The organism is Aureispira anguillae (genome assembly GCF_026000115.1).
In the GTDB taxonomy this organism is placed as follows: Bacteria; Bacteroidota; Bacteroidia; order Chitinophagales; family Saprospiraceae; genus Aureispira; species Aureispira anguillae.
The window spans coordinates 6,727,882-6,749,752 of the sequence record NZ_AP026867.1 but is presented as its reverse complement, the minus strand read 5'-3'; the positions used below and the strand labels follow the sequence as shown (position 1 = coordinate 6,749,752).

16 protein-coding genes are annotated in these 21,871 nt (G+C 36.6%); 5 read left to right on the top strand and 11 right to left on the bottom strand.

All coding sequences use genetic code 11. From position 1 onward, the window contains the following. Positions 1 to 106: 106 nt before the first annotated feature. The 4 genes from AsAng_RS26315 to AsAng_RS26300 all read left to right on the top strand — a co-directional run bounded on the left by AsAng_RS26315 (position 107) and on the right by AsAng_RS26300 (position 4,844). A complete protein-coding gene (locus AsAng_RS26315) occupies positions 107 to 619 on the top strand; it encodes an RNA polymerase sigma factor (protein WP_264790124.1) in 513 nt (170 codons plus the stop codon). After that, positions 612 to 2,012 carry a hypothetical protein gene (locus AsAng_RS26310; protein WP_264790123.1) on the top strand — a complete coding sequence of 467 codons (1,401 nt, stop codon included), beginning with the start codon at positions 612 to 614 and terminating at the stop codon, positions 2,010 to 2,012. Before AsAng_RS26315 ends, AsAng_RS26310 begins: the two co-directional genes overlap by 8 nt. A gap of 47 nt (positions 2,013 to 2,059) precedes the next feature. Beyond that, positions 2,060 to 3,274 (top strand): retropepsin-like aspartic protease, encoded by a 1,215-nt coding sequence (locus tag AsAng_RS26305; protein WP_264790122.1) that lies wholly within the window; start codon positions 2,060 to 2,062, stop codon positions 3,272 to 3,274. Between the two features lie 649 nt (positions 3,275 to 3,923). Continuing rightward, positions 3,924 to 4,844: a serine hydrolase domain-containing protein gene (locus AsAng_RS26300; RefSeq protein ID WP_264790121.1), complete on the top strand. Its 921-nt coding sequence runs from the start codon at positions 3,924 to 3,926 to the stop codon at positions 4,842 to 4,844. A gap of 1 nt (position 4,845) precedes the next feature. On the opposite strand, the gene AsAng_RS26295 is transcribed toward AsAng_RS26300, so the two are convergent. The 7 genes from AsAng_RS26295 to AsAng_RS26265 form a co-directional block, all read right to left on the bottom strand. Next, positions 4,846 to 5,517, bottom strand: a complete 672-nt coding sequence (locus AsAng_RS26295; RefSeq protein ID WP_264790120.1) for a glycoside hydrolase family 25 protein — start codon at positions 5,515 to 5,517, stop codon at positions 4,846 to 4,848. After that, positions 5,510 to 5,659, bottom strand: a complete 150-nt coding sequence (locus AsAng_RS26290; RefSeq protein WP_264790119.1) for a hypothetical protein — start codon at positions 5,657 to 5,659, stop codon at positions 5,510 to 5,512. Before AsAng_RS26290 ends, AsAng_RS26295 begins: the two co-directional genes overlap by 8 nt. 13 nt (positions 5,660 to 5,672) lie before the next feature. Beyond that, the gene (locus AsAng_RS26285) at positions 5,673 to 6,983 is read right to left on the bottom strand and encodes an NAD(P)/FAD-dependent oxidoreductase (RefSeq protein WP_264790118.1); all 1,311 of its coding nucleotides are present in this window, start codon (positions 6,981 to 6,983) and stop codon (positions 5,673 to 5,675) included. 156 nt (positions 6,984 to 7,139) lie between these two features. Next, a complete protein-coding gene (locus AsAng_RS26280) occupies positions 7,140 to 8,348 on the bottom strand; it encodes a macrolide family glycosyltransferase (protein WP_264790117.1) in 1,209 nt (402 codons plus the stop codon). Positions 8,349 to 8,380: 32 nt separating this feature from the next. Then, on the bottom strand, positions 8,381 to 10,522 hold the full coding sequence (scpA, locus tag AsAng_RS26275) for a methylmalonyl-CoA mutase (protein WP_264790116.1): 2,142 nt from the start codon (positions 10,520 to 10,522) through the stop codon (positions 8,381 to 8,383). 198 nt (positions 10,523 to 10,720) lie between these two features. Next, the gene (locus AsAng_RS26270) at positions 10,721 to 11,740 is read right to left on the bottom strand and encodes a helix-turn-helix domain-containing protein (RefSeq protein ID WP_264790115.1); all 1,020 of its coding nucleotides are present in this window, start codon (positions 11,738 to 11,740) and stop codon (positions 10,721 to 10,723) included. Positions 11,741 to 11,904: 164 nt separating this feature from the next. Further along, a complete protein-coding gene (locus tag AsAng_RS26265; protein ID WP_264790114.1) occupies positions 11,905 to 14,799 on the bottom strand; it encodes a DUF7619 domain-containing protein in 2,895 nt (964 codons plus the stop codon). 176 nt (positions 14,800 to 14,975) lie between these two features. On the opposite strand from AsAng_RS26265, the gene AsAng_RS26260 reads away from it, so the two are divergent. Then, entirely contained in the window at positions 14,976 to 16,394 is a 1,419-nt protein-coding gene (locus AsAng_RS26260) for a hypothetical protein (protein ID WP_264790113.1), read from the top strand. A gap of 67 nt (positions 16,395 to 16,461) precedes the next feature. On the opposite strand, the gene cysS is transcribed toward AsAng_RS26260, so the two are convergent. The 4 genes from cysS to AsAng_RS26240 all read right to left on the bottom strand — a co-directional run bounded on the left by cysS (position 16,462) and on the right by AsAng_RS26240 (position 21,864). Beyond that, on the bottom strand, positions 16,462 to 18,000 hold the full coding sequence (gene cysS, locus AsAng_RS26255) for a cysteine--tRNA ligase (RefSeq protein ID WP_264790112.1): 1,539 nt from the start codon (positions 17,998 to 18,000) through the stop codon (positions 16,462 to 16,464). 318 nt (positions 18,001 to 18,318) lie between these two features. Continuing rightward, entirely contained in the window at positions 18,319 to 19,668 is a 1,350-nt protein-coding gene (locus tag AsAng_RS26250; protein WP_264790111.1) for a cytochrome-c peroxidase, read from the bottom strand. A gap of 246 nt (positions 19,669 to 19,914) precedes the next feature. Further along, positions 19,915 to 20,727, bottom strand: coding sequence for an alpha/beta fold hydrolase (locus AsAng_RS26245; RefSeq protein ID WP_264790110.1), 813 nt, complete (start codon positions 20,725 to 20,727; stop codon positions 19,915 to 19,917). Positions 20,728 to 21,012: 285 nt separating this feature from the next. Further along, the gene (locus AsAng_RS26240) at positions 21,013 to 21,864 is read right to left on the bottom strand and encodes a metallophosphoesterase family protein (RefSeq protein WP_264790109.1); all 852 of its coding nucleotides are present in this window, start codon (positions 21,862 to 21,864) and stop codon (positions 21,013 to 21,015) included. Between the last annotated feature and the right edge of the window lie 7 nt (positions 21,865 to 21,871).

Genomic DNA, 21,871 nt, shown 5'->3' with positions numbered 1-21,871 from the left:
TTCAATCCCTTTTATTTTTTTTCACTTTTTTTAATTGCCTTGTAACTTTTAGCCCTCTTTATGGCACTTATAGATATACGAACTCAAAAATTGTTCTATTCGCTACATGAAGTATAAAAACAAACAACAATACTTTTTGAGGCTCTATGAGCCCAATCATTCCAAATTGCTGCGCTATTGTGAATCTATATTAAAAGATCCAGTTGACGCACAAGATTTGGTTAGTGAGACAGTATTGGTAGCTTATGAACAATTGGATAAATTAAAAAAAGAAGCATCCTTTAATTATTTTTTGTTTGGTATTGCGCGCAACCTAATTCGTCGTCTGCAGCGACGCAAAAAATTTTGGGGTTTATTTAATACAGAACAAGCCGAAACCATTGTTGCTCCCAAGAGCAATGCTTTAAACGAAGATGTACAACTGCTATATCAAGCCTTAGACCAGCTGCCTCCAGCTCAAAAAGAAGCCTTGATTCTATTTGAAATATCAGGTTATAACATCAAAGAAATCGCAACAATACAAAACAGTAGTATTTCTGCCATTAAAGCAAGATTAGCCCGTGGGCGACAAAAATTAGGCAAAATTCTGTCACCAAAAACAACATTAGCTTATGAATAAGAATTTGGACAATTTGTTTGAGCAAGCTCGGAAGTCGATTAAGTCGGAGATGCCACTCGAAGAAGTGCAACAGCTTATTTATAACCAAGCGTCACCATCCTTTTGGACTAATCAAAAAATTTGGATTATGAGTACATCTATTTTAGGAGTAATAGCTATTAGCACCCTATTCTTTTTGCCATCTAATCAAAAAAACACCTCTATTGTTGCTGATAAAACACCAATTATTACAACACCCATTACTAAGAAAAATACAGCTACTCCTCCCAATGAGCACCTTTTAAAAACAAGACCTGATAACCTTCCTTTACCGATTGTATTAACTACAAACAATCCTAATAAAGAAAAGATTAAAGTTATTGATGCTCCTGCTATTCCTATTGGGTATGAAATTCCAACTAAATTAGATTCTTTAGGACCTAAAAAAACCTTTACAGAATATAAATTGGAGATAAAAAAAGAAAATTCTGAACAAGAAATCAAAAAACTTAAATCGGAGTTATCCAATTATGGAATTCACATGGAGATAAAGGAGCTAAGCTATAATAAGGAAAATAAAATCAAACGATTCAAAGGGCAATTCAAAACAGATAGTTTATTCTGTGGCTCAACCATGAATGATTATGAGTTTGATATTAGTGGTTCTTTTAAATCTATGGAGTTTATTTTTAGAGTAGCAGACAATAAAAATTTAAAGTATTTAAAGATTCAATCCGATAATTTTGAGGAAACCATTGAATGCTATGATGATGAGGTCATTTCCAATACATTGGAAGCAAAAAAAATAAGCCGCCAAATGCAAGAAGAAATGATGCGTGCAAGGGAAGAAATGGCTAACGCTCAAGAAGAGATGGCACGTGCCAGAAAAGAAATGGCAATAATTAGAAGAGAAGAGGCTTTTCGCCGTGCAGATAGTAGTGCACATCATTTGTCGGAATATCCGAGTGATATAGATTGGGAAAAAATTGAAGCTGACATTAGAAAAGCAATGGAAAATGTGGAGGTTGATTTCAAAGAGTTAGATGAGGACGTGTTAGAATCGTTACAGGACTTAGAAGTTATCATCCTAAACAAAGACTTCAAGAAAGATATGGAAATCTTAATAGAGGACCTTGATCTAATGCGTAAGGATATTGAAGTGCAATTGCGTGATCAATTACAAAACAATCGCTATCCACATAAATTACAAAATAATCGTTATCCACGACAGCATCGTGAAACACTTAAAACAATACGAAAAACGATTACAAAAGAACAAACAAAGCATGAACTCAAAACAGAAATCAAAGCACTGGAATCAGAAGCTGAAGCATTAGAAAGAGCTGCTAAAAAACTTCGTCGAGAGGCAAAGAAAAAAGCCAAAGCAGCCAAAAAGAAGGCAAAAAACAATTAAAATCAGCTCACTTCTTATTCCTAACTACTGATTTACCATAATATGTTATGAGAACTATTACGTTACTTATGCTTATACTACCTTCTTTTATGGTTTTAGGGCAAACTTCATTGCCCACTTTAAAATCAACTACGAATAGAATAAGCATAAAAGAAGGGACTATCTTTCATAAAGATAGCTGGACAGTATCACCTAAAATTAAATGGGATGAATTTGTTACCACTCCATTTAAAATAAAAAAGACAATTACTTTTTATTCAGATATTGATTCTTTGTCTTTTACGATAAAACCTAATCAAATTTATGATTTTATAATTCTGTTGAATGATGAGCAGACGGCCTATACTAGAATAAATACATCGACTGACAAGCCCCCTTCCATTTCTATAAAAAAGGTCTTAACTTATTATAAAAAATTGACCTCAGGAAAGGCGACCCCCGATAGCATCCCTTTTAAAATTGGTGCGGATAATAGAATTCATATTCTAGGGAAAATTAATCAATCCGATTCCTTAGATTTAATATTTGACACGGGAGCTAATGCCATTGTTATCAACCGATCTTTGATCAATAAGCGTGTAAACTTAAATTTGAATGGGCAGGCTCAAAATCAAGGATCAGATGGCATATCAATCGTAGCAACTAGCTCAAATAACCAGTTAGAAATTGGCAACTTAATATGGGATGAGGTTAATATTTTAGCCATTGACTACCAAGATTCCCCCTTTGATGGGGTTTTAGGTTGGATTGCCTTTGAAGAAAAGATGGTTGAAATTAATTATGAACTAAACATCCTGGTCATACATCCAAACATTGCATCCATACATCCTGAATATACTCAATATCCAATGAAAATGATTCAGGGAATTCCCTATATAGAAGGAACAGTCGTTACAGGCAACCAAAAGGCAACGGGATGGTTTGGCTTTGATACAGGATGCAGTAGTAGCATTTTACTAAGTCAAAGATTTGCTCATGAACATCGATTCAAACCGATCCTTCCCCCAATTAGCATTTCTACCCATTTGGGAAGTTCTGGCATTGCTTATCAATCCAATGATTATACCCTTTCAAAATTTAAATTGGGTGGGTTCGAAACTTATTTAATTCCCATTTCTATTAATCAAAAAGATCCTGAGGGAGTTAATAACAATGACATATTGGGTAATTTATTGTTAAAACGATTTAATGCCATTCTTGATTTCAAAAATCAAGTCATTTACCTAAAACCCAACCAATTGTTACACAGTTCTTATTACTAAAAAATAACCATAACCAACTAGGAGCTATTTATTCGCAACTAAGTACAGCTCCGATTATACTTTAATTTAACAGTTTTTGAGTCGGGAAAGGTAAGCTATTTCAAATAAACAGTTCCTAGCGCAAGCCATCTAATTTTTCGAGCATTGATCCTTTTATTTTAGCGGAGTAAAATAGATCAAGAAACGCAATAAGTTAGAAGGAGGAAATGTAAATTTATGATAATTACCGATCCCATTTTTATGAATTCGGGCAACTGAAACTGCAAGTTTACCAAGAGGATACCTTCGGGTATCCTTCTTTTCTATGGTTTTAATTTCATCCGCTTATTTATGTGGCTAAAAATCTGTAGCTTTAAACACTAAGTAGATGGACAAAAATAGGTATTCGTTCTACTTAGTTACTTAATTACATTTTTCTTAATTTTTGACCACTCCCCCAATGAAAGAAAATAGCTCAAGCCTTATTCTATTATTTTTCTACTCTTTCTTAATTTACAGTTTAAGTTCCTGCACCGTTGGAAGGTTTGTTTTTTATAATTTTGCAGATATTCAAGATTATAAAAAATTTCCTACCCGAGATCTTAAGAAAGGAGAAACTAGTTTTCGTTTTGACAGCCTAAAAAATGAAAATGCTCCAAAAAAAATAGAAATGAAGATAAAAGATGGCAAGCAAACCGTTATTCCATTTGATCAATTTCTGGAACAAAACAAAACTGTTGCTTTTTTAATCATTCAGAACGATACCATCCAATACGAGCGTTATTTTAAAAACTATGATAAGGCATCCATCGTCCCTTCTTTTTCTATGGCAAAATCCATTACTTCTATCTTAATTGGTTGTGCCATTGAGGACGGAAAAATTGGCTCTGTCAATGATCCTATTATTAATTATATTCCCGAATTGAAAAAAAATGGTTTTGAAAATGTTACCATCAAACATTTGCTCCAGATGACTGCTGGGCTAAAATTCAATGAGGGATATACCACCCCTTTTGGACATGCCGCCACCTTTTATTATGGCTTAAATTTAAGAAGAGCGATTGCTAAGTTGAAACTAAAACAAGAACCTGGAAAAAGTTTTGATTATGTGAGTGGCTGTACCCAACTTTTGGGTTTGGTCCTAGAGCGAGCGCTAGAAAAAAAATCGATTACAGCCTATTTACAAGAAAAAATATGGACTCCATTAAATATGGAATATAACGCCAGTTGGAGTTTGGACAAAAAGAAAAATGGGTTAGAAAAAACGTTTTGCTGTATTAACGCAAGAGCGAGGGATTTTGCTAAAATTGGTCGTCTATATCTCCATAAAGGAAATTGGAATGGCAACCAAATCGTTTCAGAGACTTGGGTCAATCAGTCTACTCAACTTGATCAGACAGAGGGAAGTGCTTGGTTTTACCAATATCAATGGTGGTTACCCACTAAGAATGGAGATTTTATGGCGCAAGGCATTCTCGGTCAATACATCTATGTGAATCCTTCCAAAAATTTAATCATTGTTCGCTTAGGCAAAGCTCACGGTAGTGTCAATTGGGGCAATCTTTTTCCTTCTTTAGCCTCCCATTATTAACTTACAAACAGAGTGCATTTAATTCATCTAAAGTCCCTACAAATACATTCTGATCCACCCATCCTTGAATGCCATTGATTTGGGTTTGGTCGCTGTACTGCCAAAACTTCCATTGTAAATCAGCAGGTGGAGCGGTTCTATTGTAACGAGCAATCCAAACTATATGATTGGGAAATGCTGCCTGTAGATGCTTCTGGTACAAATCAAGCGAAGCATAAATAATAGGACGGATAGTGTAATGTTCCTCGATAAACATCAACCATTTTCCAACACGATCTATCAACTTAGGCATGCTTATATTTTTGATGTCTTCAACGTCTAATACGGGAGGCAAATCTCCTTTTTGTAAATTGACTTGTTGGATAAAATTTTTGATTTGCCATTCGACACTCACATTGGGTCTAAAAAAATGATAGGCGCCTCTTTTTAAACCTATTTCTTTCGCTGCTTTCCAATTTCGCTGAAACATTGAATCTTGATAGTTGACACTTTCTGTTGCCTTGATAAAAACAAAATGCAAGTCTCTTTCTTTTTTTACGGCTTGCCAATTAATTTTTTGTTGATAATGAGAAACATCAATTCCCCTTATGGCATAAGAATCCGCCTCATGTTGGCAGGCTATTAACAAAATAAAAAAAAAGCAAGCCCACCAACTCTTGATCCATTTAAACATTTAAGCCTTGATTTTTTTGAATAAATTGCTGAATTTCATCTGTTGCTGACCGTCCTCTGCCTGTCAATTCTTTTACAATCGCTAAGGTTGGATTGACAGCCCCATGCCCTAGTACATTAAAAAACAGCCTTCTAGATTTCATTATTTTTAGCTTCTTATTTCGTAGAACTACCCTCTTCTAACTCTACGCAATTAGGCAATGTTTTATCCTTTACTTCTCGAACAATTAGGCGAGTTCCTTTATCGTAAAAGCAATACGACCACGCCCAATTGACAAACACAACCAATCTAGATCTAAAGTCCACCAACAACATAAGATGAACAAACATCCATAAAAGCCAAGCAAACCAACCTCCAAATTTCAGACGTTTTGTATCAACAACAGCTAGATTTCGACCAATTGTAGCCATTGTCCCTTTATCTCGATAAACAAAGGGCAACATTTCCTTTTCCTTAGCCAAACGATTAAAATTCTTTGCTAAATGCACACCTTGTTGCACGGCAACAGAAGCCAACATAGGATGTCCATAAGGCAATTCTTCAGAAGGCATAGCGGCGACATCACCAATTGCAAAAATTTCCTTATAACCATTAATTTGATTCAACGTATTGACCAATACACGGTCGCTATTGGTTTTATTAGCCTTTAAACCCGCTGTAGGAGCGCCCTTTACCCCAGCCGTCCAAATCAGTGTTTTTGCCTTAAATGTTTCTTGGTTGGTATAAACCGTAGTGCCATCATAATCTTTGGCTCGAATATCCAACCAAATATTAACGCCCATTTTCCGCAAGAAAGCTTCTGCATCAGCAGAAGCCTTTTTGCTCATGCTAGGCAATAAACGATCGGCTCCCTGCACCACATGAATTTGCATTCTACGAATATCCAAATCAGGATAATCCTTGGGTAGAATATAGCGTTTAAGTTCTGCCAGAGCTCCTGCTAGTTCAACTCCTGTTGCCCCACCACCAACAATAACAAAACTCATCAAAGCATCTCGTTCTTGTACATTGGAGCAATTCAAGGCTTTTTCGAAATTTTGTAAGATCAACGATCTCAAATTTAAAGCCTCTACCAAGCTTTTCATGGGCATAGAATATTTTTCGATATTCTTCATTCCAAAAAAATTGGACTGTGCCCCTGTTGCCATAACCAAGTAGTCATAATCCAATATACCAACGGAAGTATGAACCAGCTTTTTTTCTGCATCAATTTGATGCACATCTGCCATTCTAAAATGGAAATTTTTCTTTCTATTAAAAACTTTTCGAATGGGATAAACAATAGAATCGGGCTCTAGCCCTGCACTGGCAACCTGATACATCAAAGGCTGAAAAGTATGGTAATTATTTTTGTCAAAAAGAACAACTTGATATTGGTTGGTATTAATTGTTTTCGCAAATTTCAGCCCTGCGAAACCACATCCAATAATAACAATTCGTGGTAAATCTCTATGCGGTACGTTCATTCTTTCAAATTTATAGATGAAGAACTTGAAGTACATACATCATGATTTTCCGTTCTTCTTTTGGCTATTGTTGTTTATAGATTCCCTGTTGTTTTGGGTTTTATTTTAGAACAAAATTTATGAGTTTTTAGTTCTCCCAAAAGCAAGCCATATTGCTTAATTATTAGTCTTCAAAGCTCTGTTAATAAAAGCTTGCACTTCATCTGCTGCTTTTAGGTATCCTCCTGCGTTTTTAAGCGCTTGGCTCATCTCTTTGAGGTTTTGTTTTGTTTGCTTATCTGCTATAAGTTCTTCTACCGTACGAAGCAGTTTTTCAGGAGATAATCGCTTATGATTTAGCCATTTCCCAAGCTTGTTATACTCTACTGTTTGAGCCACCAAAAATTGATCGCCTCCTTGTGGAACAACCACTAAAGGGACTTCAAAGAAAATTCCTTCATGCGTACTATTCATTCCTCCATGAGTGACAAATAAATCTGCCTTAGCCAGAATTTCTAACTGAGGAGCAAAGTTGCATAAGATCACATTTGAGGGAGCAACAAACTCCTCTTTCTTATACGACTTACTAATGTTTAATACCACCACATAATCTGAGCCATCAAATGCTTTGATGCAGGTCTTGATGAAATCTCGACGCACAACTACTGATCCCAAAGAAATATAAATTACTGTTTTGCCTTCTAGTTTTTCCATAGGGAAATTAAGGTCGGGCAACCGTACATCTACATTAATATTGGGACCTGTAAACAAATAATTTTTGGAAAACAACGCTCGCTGAGGTTGAAATTCTTGGGCTGTAAAGGTAATGCAGGGTGCATCGATCTCGGCAACTAAATAGTCCAAAAAATTAACCGTAGGTACAGCATGCTCTTTTTGTATTTTTTTGTAGAACTTGTTCAACCGTAGACCATTGGTAAAAGAGGTTCCAAAACTAGTGACCAATTGCCATTTAGAATGAAAGGGTTCTTTTAACTTTGGATGCAAAGCAAACGAAGGAAAAAAGACCATAATGGGCAAATTTAGCTTTTCGGCCAATAAACGCCCCCAAGGAGTATACATATCGACCAATAAATATTCGTAGCCCTCTTGAGTAATTAGTTGCTCTAAAGCGGGTAGAATATAATAACAACGCTCTATTAATTCTGCAAAAATTTCTAATAGGTTAAACTTTTCATTGGTCACGTATACCATGTCTTCAGGCAAGGGAATAAATCGAGCACCTGTGCGCTCTATCATGGCTCTAAACTCCTCTGTACAGCAATAATCTATTTGCTCTCCTCGATCAACCAATTCTTTGACCATTGGTAGCGTAGGATTCACATGACCGTATCCTGGTATATTAAAAAATAGCCCCTTCGGTTTCATTGGTAGTTTTTTTAGTTTTAGACCTAATATTTTTACTCCTCCACCGAATCTATCAAAATCTTCAAAATTGCAGTAGCTGCTTTGGCGATCACCGTTCCAGGACCAAAAACACCAGCCACACCAGCCTCATATAAATAGTCGTAATCTTGGGCAGGAATAACCCCACCAGCCACGACCAAAATATCTTCTCGTTCAAGCGCTTCCAACTCCGCTATAATTTCAGGAACCAACGTTTTGTGCCCCCCTGCCAAAGAAGAAACGCCTAAGATATGCACGTCATTTTCAGCCGCCTGTTTGGCTGCCTCTTTTGGCGTTTGAAATAAAGGTCCTATATCCACATCAAATCCTAGATCTGCAAAACTTGTCGCAATTACTTTAGCTCCTCTATCGTGCCCATCCTGTCCTAATTTGGCCACCATAATACGAGGGCGACGACCTTCCAATTCAGCAAAATCATCCGCCAACTTTTGAGCCGTTTTAAAATTATCATCCATCGCAATTTCTTTAGAATAGACACCAGAAATAGAACGTGTATTTGCTTTGTAACGCCCAAAAGCCGTCTCCATAGCGTCAGATATTTCCCCCAAAGTAGCTCTTAGACGAGCAGCCTCTACCGCCAAGGTCAATAGATTTCCCTCACCGCTTTTAGCCGCATCGGTCAATTGTTCTAAAGCCTTTTGTACAGCTTCTGTATCACGGGTTGATTTGATTTGATTTAAACGCTTGATTTGAGCTTCTCTTACGGCCTTATTATCTACTTCCAAAATATCAAGCGGATCTTCTTTGTCTAACTTAAAGACATTGACCCCTATAATTTGATCTTTTCCACTGTCAATACGTGCCTGTTTACGAGCCGCAGCTTCCTCAATTCTCATTTTAGGTACGCCTGTTTCTATGGCTTTTGCCATTCCCCCTAAATCCAATACTTCTTGGATATGCCCCCAAGCTTTGTGTACCAGTTGATTGGTTAGATACTCTACATAATAAGAGCCAGCCCAAGGGTCAATAGATTTAGTTACTTTTGTATCTCTTTGTATATAAATTTGTGTATCACGAGCAATTCCCGCTGAGAAATCGGTTGGAAGGGCAATGGCCTCATCAAAGGAATTGGTGTGCAAGGATTGAGTTCCCCCTAAAACAGCAGCCATTCCTTCTATACAGGTTCGAGCAACGTTATTAAAAGGATCTTGCTCTGTCAAACTCCAACCAGAGGTTTGGCAATGCGTTCTCAACATCAATGATTTGACATTTTTAGGATCAAATTGTTTGACCAATTTAGCCCATAACATACGTCCAGCACGCATTTTGGCAATTTCCATAAAATGATTCATCCCTATCCCCCAAAAGAAAGACAAACGAGGGGCAAAATCATCGACTTTTAGCCCAGCCTTTAATCCAGCTTGGATGTATTCAAGCCCATCTGCCAAAGTATAAGCCAACTCAATATCTGCGGGCGCACCTGCTTCGTGCATGTGATAACCGCTAATAGAAATAGAGTTAAACTTGGGCATAAACTTAGAGGTATATTCAAAAATATCTGCAATAATACGCATAGAATGTGCAGGCGGATAAATGTACGTGTTCCGCACCATGAACTCTTTTAAAATATCATTTTGAATCGTTCCTGCCAGTTTTGCTTGATCTACTCCCTGTTCTTCTGCTGCAACAATATAAAAAGCCATAATGGGCAATACGGCTCCATTCATGGTCATAGAAACAGACATTTGATCCAAAGGAATTTGGTCAAACAAAATTTTCATATCCTCAACACTATCAATCGCAACCCCTGCTTTTCCAACATCACCTACCACTCGCTCATGATCTGAATCATAGCCTCTATGCGTTGCCAAATCAAAAGCAACCGACAAGCCTTTTTGACCTGCTGCTAAATTTCTTCTATAAAAAGCATTACTTTCTTCTGCGGTTGAAAATCCAGCATACTGCCGAATCGTCCAAGGGCGAATGGCATACATACCACCATAAGGTCCACCAATAAAAGGAGGCAACCCCGCTGTAAATTGATGATGTGGTATTCCTTCTATGTCCTTTTCCGTATAAATTTGCTTAAGGTCTATCTTCTCTGAGGTTTCCCATTGTTCTTTTCCTTCTACATTAGCAGAACAATATTTAGAGGGCTGAGTTATATCTATTTTAGAAAAATCTGGTCGATTCATAATACTTACAATTTTGAATCGTGAAGATACTATTTTTTGTACAATATTTAGTCTCCTCACCAGCTATGCTATTTTATAAAATAAAAAAAGTCCCTCTCCAAACTCACTTTGTATTTAAACTGTCTAAAATGGAAACAAGATAAAGCAGTACAATTAAGGGCAAAATCTATTGATTGCTTTATTTTTTGCTAGATGCCTCTAAATTTCTGTATGATGAACGCTATAGCACCATTTTTTCTTTAGGTATTGAGTAGGATACATTCCATAGTTTTTATAAAAGGCATTTGAAAAAGCATTGGGATTAGAATAGCCTACCGTATAAGCAATTTCTTTAACGCTATAACTATCTTTGAGTAGTAATTCAGCTGCTTTTTTCATTCGACAATGAATAAGAAATTGATAAACAGGCATCTGAAACTTTTTCTTAAACCCATCTTTGAGTTTAAATTCACTAAGTCCAACCTGTTGAGCAAGCTTTTTTATTTTAGGAGGATTCTCCAATGAATTCTTCATAATCAAACAGGCTAAATCCAATTTCTCTGTTTCTGCGGCTAAAGAAGATCCTTCATTTTCGTTATCAATCGTTTCTTTCAACTCAAGTCCTATAATCTCCATAACAGCACTTTTTCTTAAAAATACAGCACTAGCTACTGGAAAATCATTCTTGCATAAATCTATTAATTGCTGATTTATTCTAAGGTTAGCACTCTTGTTGATCACATAATAAGGTTGTTCATTTTTCAGTGCTTTTTGAAATTGGATAGGTAAGCTACTCAATGCATCTCCCATCAACGCTATAAAGTCTTGATTGGGTATATATATATTAACAATAACTAAGGGTTTATTTTTTTTTAATGGGATAACGATAGGACGATTATTGTTGCTCCGAACAATAGAAGTATTCACCAATAAAGGGATTTTGGCCGTAAAAGAACTGGGCTCCTCCAAGTAAAAACTAAACCCCACCATTGATGGTAGAGTCCCCATATTCAAACAAACATTTTCTGTTGGGGTTACTTTTAAAATTTGAAGCATTATTTCTGTGCCTATCTCTTTTGTTTCTATCTCAACTTTCCCCAACTTAGACAACTTAAATTTTGTTTTATAAGGCGTGGTAAAAAATGATTCAAATGTATTGCGTTTTTGGGGAGAAAGTGCATTAAAAACAGCTTTTGAAAAAGCTAAAAAAGAGATCGTATTCTGCATTAAATTATTCATTGATTTGATGTAATTTAGTGATTGGCTATTTTTATTTGATGACTTAGAATAGGTAAGTCTAGGCATAGCAATAGCATTACATAGTCCCCGCTGATTAGCAGAGTCTCATGCATTTTTTAGTAAACAATTGAAAATTTGTACCTAAGACTGTGTTTGAATTTGTTCTAGCGAACGATTAACTTACCTGTGTTGAGCAAGATATGATCCCCCTTTAGGCGATACCCATATACCCCTTGAGCCAACTGATTTCGATTTACTTTAATTTGATTGGTATTTTCTACCAGAATAGATTTAATTAACTGACCTGTTATGCTGACCAACTCTAACTCCAACTGCCTATAGTGTTGTTGTTCTACTTCTATTATCGTAAAAGACTCAAAAGGATTGGGGAAAACCTTTATTGAAAGCTTGTTGTCGAGTACATTATCAGTCCCAATAATGATCGATTGGACAAAATTACTTCCTATAGTATGATAAGTTTCATTGGTAATTATAGGTGGATTAAAATCAAAGTAAATCCCCGCACGATTATAAATAATGGTTCCATCTGGATTATTGGCTCGTTGTGCTATATTAAAGTTAAAAAAGCCATTGGAACCCACTGCATTAACATTACTATCTGGCAACATAATAGGATCAAAAGTAACCACTAAAATATTGTTTCCCCTCAATTCCCAAGTATACGGATGACTACTCGCTCCCATTGTAATGGTCAATGGATCTAAAGCAGGATCTAAGGTATCAATAACCACTATGCTAAAAGCGGTATCTGTTCCTGTATTTTGAAATCGAATTTGATAATTTAGGGGTATATTAGCGGCAATATAGTGCGGACTTCCATAGCCCAAAGGTTGTGCTTGTTTATCATTAGGATCATAAGAGCCCCTGTTTTGCCGACAATCGTTACTAATAGAAGGAGTCGAATTTCCGTTATAAAATTGACTTACTAGCCCAGGATAATTGATGACAGCAGTAGTATTACAGGCAACATTATTACTAATAGCAATTGGATCTCCTAACAAAGGAGGGTAACCTAAAGCCTGATTGGCTTCCAAACGATAGGTGGCTCCAGGAGCAGCAGGAACAGTAATATATTGATCAATTCCTCCTCCTAATTGAAAAGGTGCTGCTTGTATCATAACATGCTCCTCTATAATGCTATAATTATGCGCTGTTTGCATATTCGTTCCAACATTGCGAATTCGAAACGTTACAGAATCATTCGCACAGGTACTACTTGCCTGAATAATTGGTCCGTTCCAATAATTGGGAATACAAATCGTGTCAGGGTAAATATGTGCTTCTGTACAATGTGTCTGCCCCAATAAGGTAGAATCACAATCTACCGTAACATAGACCTCAAACTGCCCCCCTCCCAAAATAGGAACTGTTCCAACATCAAATCGATAAACATTGTCTATTTGTGAGGTCAAAGGGATAGAGCTAGAATCAAATGTTAGATAGGGATCTAGCGTTAGTTCGACATAAACATTTTGTGCCGCTTTTGTTCCCCAATTATTGTATTTAACAAAATAGGTAGAAGGAAAACAACGACGCAAATAAGCCGCTGCTATATCAACTTCCATATAAACACAAGTATCTAATAATTGCACGGCAAAATCAACGGTATCTTGACTATAGAAATTATTAAATGTAACCGTTTGAGGATTTTGGCAAAACTGCCAATAGGGCGAAACAACTGGCGAGCTTACGCTATAAGTTCCCGTATCGACTTCTATTGTATATTCGCCATTGGCATTGGTTGTTCCCAATAAATTTTCTGTGTGCTTAGTCGCATTTACGACTCGATGTGCTAAAATGGGCTCTCCAATATTTTGAAGACAATCTCCATTTAGATCATAAAAATAATTCCCAACAATATGATTCGAATACAGTACTCCTGTAGAATCTAGCGCAGCAATAAAAGATCCTTGTGCATCTCCCCCCACAATAGCATATCCGCCATTGCTTCCTGCATAAATTTTCCTTCCACGAGGATAATGTATACTCTCATAAATCGTTTTTTCCACTAGCGTTGCCCCTGTAGAAGAAAGTTTTATAAAGCCCAATCCACTATAACGATGCCCAATAAGGGTATAGGACCCATCTATATTTTCTACGGCATCATATGCATAAAAACTAGCAGAGGAGGTGGCATTCGACAACCAATGCCATTGCTTATTGCCACTAGCATCCAACTTCATGGCCAATATATGATTAGAACTACTGCCTCCTACGACCAAAAAACCATCATCATTCGTATTGATAATCTTTTGGGGGTCGCTATTTACGTTAGGGATAGGAACGGTTTGTCTCCATAAGTCATTCCCCCCTGTATCTGTTTTTATAAGGTATAAATCAACTCCATTCCCCGATCCAAATCCATGTGGATTATTAACACCAGTTCCATAATAACAAGTATCCATGCGCCCAGCCAAGATGTAATTACCATCTGTCACCTCTATTACATCCATAGAACTAGACTGAAAGTTGGGTAAATGATTATAGAGTCTCGTCCAATAACGATTGCCTAAGACATCAAATTTAGCCAAACCTAGTGTCGGAAAACCCAAACTATCTTTCGCAAAACTAGTTACCAAAAGATGTTCATCGCTAGTAATTACCATCTTCGTTTTGGGAGATCCCTCTGCATAAGTATACATTCCTGTATGAATCGGCAGATCGTACATTAACTGCCCCAATCCATCTATTCTCAGCAAAAAATCATTATATCCTCCAAGACTGTATAAAATAACATAACTTCCATCAGACGGCACTTGCTCAATATCTATCACTGCTTCGTTATACCCCGTTCCTTTATCGGGCAAGGTGTACGTCCATTGTATCCCTCCAAATTGATCTGTTTTTTTTATATGCACATCTGAAGCAAATGGACTCCCTGCTTTACCAGCCAAAACATAGCCATTATCCAAGGTTTTTATTCCTCTTCCCCCCAACCAAGTTGATGTATAATCATGGTACATTTTAATCCAACCCTGCCCCAAACTAACATTCTGTACGAATAAAAGACCTAGTACTATTATTATAATTTTATTCATGTTTAGCATTTTTTACCAAAAGACAAGCAAAAAGGAATCAAAGCTCCTTCGCTTTTACAAAAATGGATAAAATGTGATCCATAAAAAATTACATTTTTTTATTTTTATCGTTATATTAAAACAATATAATTACTAAAAATAAAGGATTTCAGGTTCTTTTTATCGGAAAACAAATCATGACAAAGAGTAAATTTGTTGCTATTTTTTATAGTTTGACCCCAAATGAAAAAGTATCTTTTCGCAAATGGATAGCTTCTCCATTTTTCAACAAAAAAAAGAGCATTATTCGATTACTAGACCACTTCTACAGCATTGACTTAAAAAAAGATAGACATTTACTTCATCGAACAAGCATTCATAATGCGGTACTAGATTCCCAACCATTTAATATGGCAAAACTTCGCCATTTGATGTCTGAGTTGACCCAATTATTAGAACAGTTTTTAGTACACCAATATCGCCAATCCCAAACCCTACAATTCCAGTTAGATTTGAGCAATATTTACAAACAAAGGCGTTTGATGCATTTATCCCAACAGAGCATGAACAAAGTTTATCAATTGCACAAAAAACAACCCTTCAGAGATATTAACCAACTGGAAATGAGCTATCAAATTGAATTAGCAGCCTATCATATTCATCTGGAAAAAGATCGATCTACGCCTCAAAATTTTCAAACACTTAATAATAATTTTGATGCCAGCTATATCGCAGGAAAACTCAAACATAGTTGTCGAGTTTTGTCGCATCAAGGCATGTATACCCAACAGTACGATACGGGGCTATTAACACAGGTATTAAGTTATCTAGAGGAGCAGCCCCAATATTTAGAAGAGCCTACCATTGGGCTTTATTATTATTATTATATGGCTAGTACAGATGCGCTAAATGAGACCACTTATTTTCGAAAATTTAAAAATTATCTACTGCGTTATCAATATCTTTTTGAGCGGGAAGAAATGCGAGATTTGTACATCTTAGCAACCAATTATAGTATCAAACGCCTTAATACGAACCAACGTTCCTACTACCTAACAGAGAGTTTTGAATTGTACCAACAGGCGCTAGAAAATGAAATTTTGTTAGAAAACAAAAAGATAAGCCCCTTTGCTTTCACTAATATTGTTGCGATAGCTTTGGGCTTAAAAAAATACGATTGGGCTTGGGATTTTTTACAGACTTATAATACCTATTTAGCCAAGCCTATTCGCCAAGCTTATACCGATTACAATTTGTCTAGGCTGTACTTTCAACAGAAACAATATCAAAAAGCAGCAGAGTTATTAGTAGCCGATGATTTTGAAGATTTACACTTAAATTTATCCGCTAAAATGTTGTTGTTAAAAATTTATTATGAATTAGGCGAATTTCAATTATTAGAAGCCTTACTCAATCGCTTTAATACCTATTTAAGCCGTCAAAAAATCTTAGTGTATCACAAAAAAAATTACAATAATATTATTCGCTTTACTAGACGTTTGGTTGGTATTAACCCCTTCTCTTCAAAAGCTAAAAACAAGCTTCAAAAAGAGATTGAACTAGTCGATTTATTGACCGAAAAAGGTTGGCTATTAGAACAGCTAAAAAAGCTATAAAAAAAAGCAGAACATACGCTCAATTGTATGTTCTGCCCTTTATCATATCATTAATGTTCCTGATTGATTAATTCTTCACCCAAGAAGCACCATCTTTAGCATCTTTGATTTGAATGCCAATTTTTTGCAACTTATCACGAATCAAATCACTCGTTGCCCAGTCTTTCTGACTTCTAGCCTCTTGGCGCAACTCTATGATAACATTCATTGCCTCATCCAACAGATTGCCTCCTTCCTCTGCCTCTTCGGCTTTGTCCTCATCTAGCAAGCCAAAGATTTCAAAGATAAAGTCATAAAATACTTGCTTCATTCTAGCCAAGGTAGCTTTGCTAATACTGCTCATTTCCAAACGTCCATTTTTAATGGCGTTAATTTTAGGAATGACAATATTCAGCTTTGCTAGGGCTGCCGCCGTATTAAAATCATCGCTCATCGCATCAAACGCCAAATCTAGCATTTTGTTGATTTGCGCATCATCTCCTGTTAAGTCTTCTACAACATTATGTTCTAAGCCTTGTAGAATGTGATAAGCATCCATCAAGCGATTATACCCTTTTTCGGCCGCTAATAAGCCCTTATCCGTAATGTTTAAGGTACTTGCATAATGAGCTTGTAGCATAAAAAATCGGACAGACATTGGGCTGTAAGCCTGTGATAAAATATCGTTATTCCCTGTAAATAGTTCTACTGGCAAAATAGAGTTTCCTTTGCTTTTGCTCATTTTTTTGCCATTAAGGACTAACATATTGGTATGCAACCAATATTTTACGGGTTGGCAACCACAAGCTCCAACATTTTGAGCGACTTCATTCTCATGATGAGGAAATTGTAAATCCATTCCACCGCCATGTATATCAAAATATTTGCCCAAATATTTAGTACTCATAGCAGAACACTCCAAATGCCAACATGGGAAGCCCATAGACCAGGGCGAAGGCCACTTCATAATATGGTTATCGGCAGCTTTTACCCAAATTGCAAAATCAGAAGGGTGGCGTTTTTCGCTTTGATTCTTAAGATCATCTCGAGTTTCAACTAATAAGTCTTCTTGTTTTTTGCCCGAAATTGTCCCATAATCATAAACATCTTTGCCCTCCTTAACTAGTTTTTGCGTATCAAAATAAACCGATCCATTCATTTCGTAACCATAGCCATTTTTAATAATAGCCTTGACCATCTCAATTTGCTCAATCAAATGCCCTGTTGCGGTAGGTTCTATGCTTGGAGGCAGCGTATTCAGTTGGCGCATCACATCGTGAAAACCATTGGTGTACTTTTGTACAATTTCCATCGGTTCTAACTGTTCCAATCGAGCTTGTTTCTCAATTTTTCCTTCTTCTCCCTCGTCAACATCTCCTACCAAATGCCCTACGTCGGTAATATTTCTAACATAACGCACTTTATAACCTAAATACATCAAGTAGCGGTAAACAAGATCAAAAGAGAAGAATGTACGACAATTTCCCAAGTGCACCTCATTGTAAACGGTAGGACCACAAACATACATCCCTACATAACCAGGTGTTAGTGGTTCAAATTTTTCTTTTTGGCGCGTCAACGTATTGGTTACCGTCAACTCATACTTAGGTTTAAATTCTTGTTCCATCGTACTTTTTAATTCATTAATAATTTGAAAGAATAAATTGATTCATCAAAACTAAAATGCGCAACTCATTTTTTCATCTAAGTTACTGTAAAAGTCAGCATTAAAAAAGCTTCTTATTTAACACTCTTCAAAATTCATTTGTTAATAAGCATTACTCCGCTAGAAACCCAAAGGCTTACGTAGTAACCAAGCAGAGTATTAAATAAGATAACAAAAGTAAAAAAAACTGCTTAGAAATTAGCTAAACAGTTTATAAACAAAAATAGTTTTATATTTTTTAAATTTTACCTTTTAGGACTATACTTTTTTGTTTTAGGGTTAATTACAACCCAAATCAATTTTAGATTGTACATCTGCATTTGGAAAGCATAGACCTGAAGGCAAGGTGGTAGGCACATAACGTTTCAGATCATCATCGTGTAGCCCCTCATCAATAAAGTCCGCAATTTGATCCATTTCTTCTTCGGTTAATCCTAGAGGGACAAACAAAGGAGATAATTGGCTCGTTGGTACATTGGGATTCTCTGCTACCCCTGCATTTTTATAGGCAATAATTTCTCTTGCCGAACCAAAAGATCCTCCATGCCCTTCAAAAGGAGAGTCACTTACATTATACAATTGAGGTACTTTGAAGCGATACATATCTGCCGCTTTGCCTGTAAATCCGCCTCTACCCAAGTTTTCGACGCTATCAATAGACGTATTATAAATAGGAGCTTTGTCATGTTGGTACAAATCTTTGACTCCTAGTGCATGAAATCCTTCTGTTGCCAATGAAGGACCATTGTGACATCGATAACACCCAGCTTTTCCAAAAAATAGAAGTGCTCCTTTTTTCTGGTTTTCTGTCATGGCTGTATAATCCCCCCGTATCCATTGTTGAAAAGGAGCTTGATTCGCCAAGACGGTTCTAGAATAAGCAGCAATAGCCAACCCTGCTGTTTTTTTAGTATATCGTTCGGCAACAGGGACGCTAGGAAAGGCAGCATCAAACATTGCTTTGTAAGTTGTCCCATTCACAACAGCTGGATCTATTTCTTGGCGATGTCCTTTTAACGCAACAATACTTTGTGTTTCTACCCCTTCATAGCCCAAGTGGTTTTTTGCAAAGGGTAAGCCAACCCAGGCGGCTTCTGTTCCTTCATTTGCTCCTGTTGCCCCCATAGAACCAGTCCAACGCATTACTTTCTGGTAAGCAACATTTAAAATAGATGGGGTTCGAGTTTCTTGTACATCAATGGAGTCCAACGGGCATAATGGATCCAGTATTCTAGCCTCTCCCTTGGTTCCAAAACCAATTCCTCCATCTGCTATTCCCTGTGCCATTCCCGCTTGAAACCCTGCATCAGAATTGTGACAAGTAGCACAAGAAATTGCTTTCATGCTCCCCGAAAATTTCACATTTACAGCAAAGGCTGTTTCATGAAAGATCAATTTTCCCAATTCTACCTTTTCTACCGTTAAAGGGTTATTGGGATCTTGGGGAATACTAGCAAAGTCGTTACTTTCTGGAAGTTGATAATAACTAAGTCCGACTCCATAGGAAGAATTTTTCATTTGCTCAATTAATTGCTCATCTATGGCATGAGGATTCTCTTGCTGACAACCTACTTCGCTCAAAAGTATAGGAAGTAGCAACAAGACGGCAAAACCGTATGTCTTTTTCATTTGTCCTTTTTTTGGTTTACAATACTATATGCATAAAAAGAAGAATCCATCGTATTTAATGCACTGTAACAAAAATTTCTAAATACTTTTTAATCGAGTCTTTTAGCGAGCTTCTTTTTCAAATTTTCGCCTTGATAGCGCTGCTATCAGGCTGTAATTTTCATCGAATCTCATCTAAAATTCTCTGTAAAAATCATCAATAACTTTTATGACAGTGTATTTAAGAGGGTCCTAATAGATTCATTCTTATAAATTTGTTGTTCTTTCCTGCGTTATGGTTCTTGTTTTCTTAATGAAGGAGGTAACCTTATCCAATAAAACCTCCTTAGCTTGTATATGTGGAATGTGTGCACAATTCTCCAAAAGAACGGTTGTTGCATTTGCTCCAATTCGATCAGCAATCAACTCCAATTGATGATTGGTTGCATACTCATCTTCTTTTCCTTGTATTAAAATAGTTGGGCAGTTGATCTGAGGTAAAAAGTGCTCGATATTCCATGTTCTGAAATCAGGATTTAGCCAAGTATTTGCCCAAGCCCAAAAAAGATCATCAGCTTTCGTACCATGGTACTTTTCTAATTTTTTTCCAATTGTATTTTTGTCGTACTGTTGTACGGCCTTCTGAATACCTTCTATTGTAATACGTTCGACCAAAACGTGTGCTGCCATTGCCACTACCAGTTGAGTAGAATATAAAGCAGCATAAATGAGTGCTATAGTACCTCCATCGCTATGTCCTACCAAAATAGGCTTTTTGATGTCTAGCTTTTTTAATAATGCTGGCAAATATTCTTGTGCCTCTATTTCAAGATAATTCAACGACCTAGGTAAATCCAACGATTCAGACTTCCCATACCCCTGCCGCTCATAAAGGATAGCATTCAACCCCGTTGCTTCTGCCAATCGTTGAGGAAAATCTTTCCACAGTTCAATACAGCCTAATCCTTCGTGCAAAAAAACAAGAACAGGTTTATTAACATCTGTGGTTTGATTTAAACAACGTATTCTTAATTGCTTATCTAAAACCGTTACAAATCTATCTTTAAAAGGTAAAATCATATCATTTAGTCTATTAATAGAGACCAAGATACAAATTATTCAACGATAAAAAGCGACACAAATAAAATGTTTGCCTCGCTTTCCGCCGTATTTTTTAGTTATATATGTAATTTTCACACGGTGCTGTTAGGCTAACAATTAGGCTTTCCCTTTGATGCACAGCACTAAACTTCCTTTGTTTGTCAGTCATTGAGCTGAGTTTAGCTGCGCTGCTAGGTTAGCTAGTGCGCTATCGCTTATGAGCCAGCATAGCTGGATTCAGGTTTTTAGTGGGGTAAACGAACTTCATTCATTCATTAATTGGTAATCAACTAAACTCTTTGTACACAGTTGATCCTCTTTATTTAAACAAATTAGATCATAGGTAACCAATTTATTTTCATCCACATTTACAATAATATAATTATCACCATCTCCATCCCCCATACCACTAGCAACTAGGGTAATATTATCATACTGGTCGTAAAAGAGATTGTCTGCCCAGCTTCCAGCACCTAAATCACCAGCAAACATAAACACCTGATTAGGCAATCCGTGAAAGATTGGTTCTATTGTTGTCCAAAAATTAATTTTAGCCGCTCTTCCAGAGGAAGAATTTGTCCGTATTTTTTCATATTTACTATTTGCTTTTTTCCATAACAACTGATGAAAAAACACATAAATATTATCTATGTTATCCTTATTCTCTGTTACTGTTTTTTTTAGAAAAGCCAATTGCTCCCCTGTAATGTTCCAATGATCCATATTGGGATCTAAGATAATAAACAGATCGTTGTGATGGATAAATTGCTGATAAGTAGCCCCATATCTTTCTTCATATATAGGTCGATTTTCCATGTCGTGGTTCCCAACGGCAAAATAAACAGGGATTCCTAAGGTTTGAACATCTGCATCTACCTCTATCCAATCCTTTAACAAAGGTTTGGGAGCAACAATGTCTCCTGTAAGTACCCCAAATTCTACTTCTGGTCGGCTTTGAAGATAAGGAAATTCCGCCTTAAATGGAGGATGCAAACCTTCATTGTTTACCCCTGCCTTTCCATAGGTATGCCCTGCTACAAAAAAAGAATAAACAGGAGGCTTGGGGGCACAACAAGATACATTCAAAATAACTATTAATAGACCTATAAATCTCATTGAATTG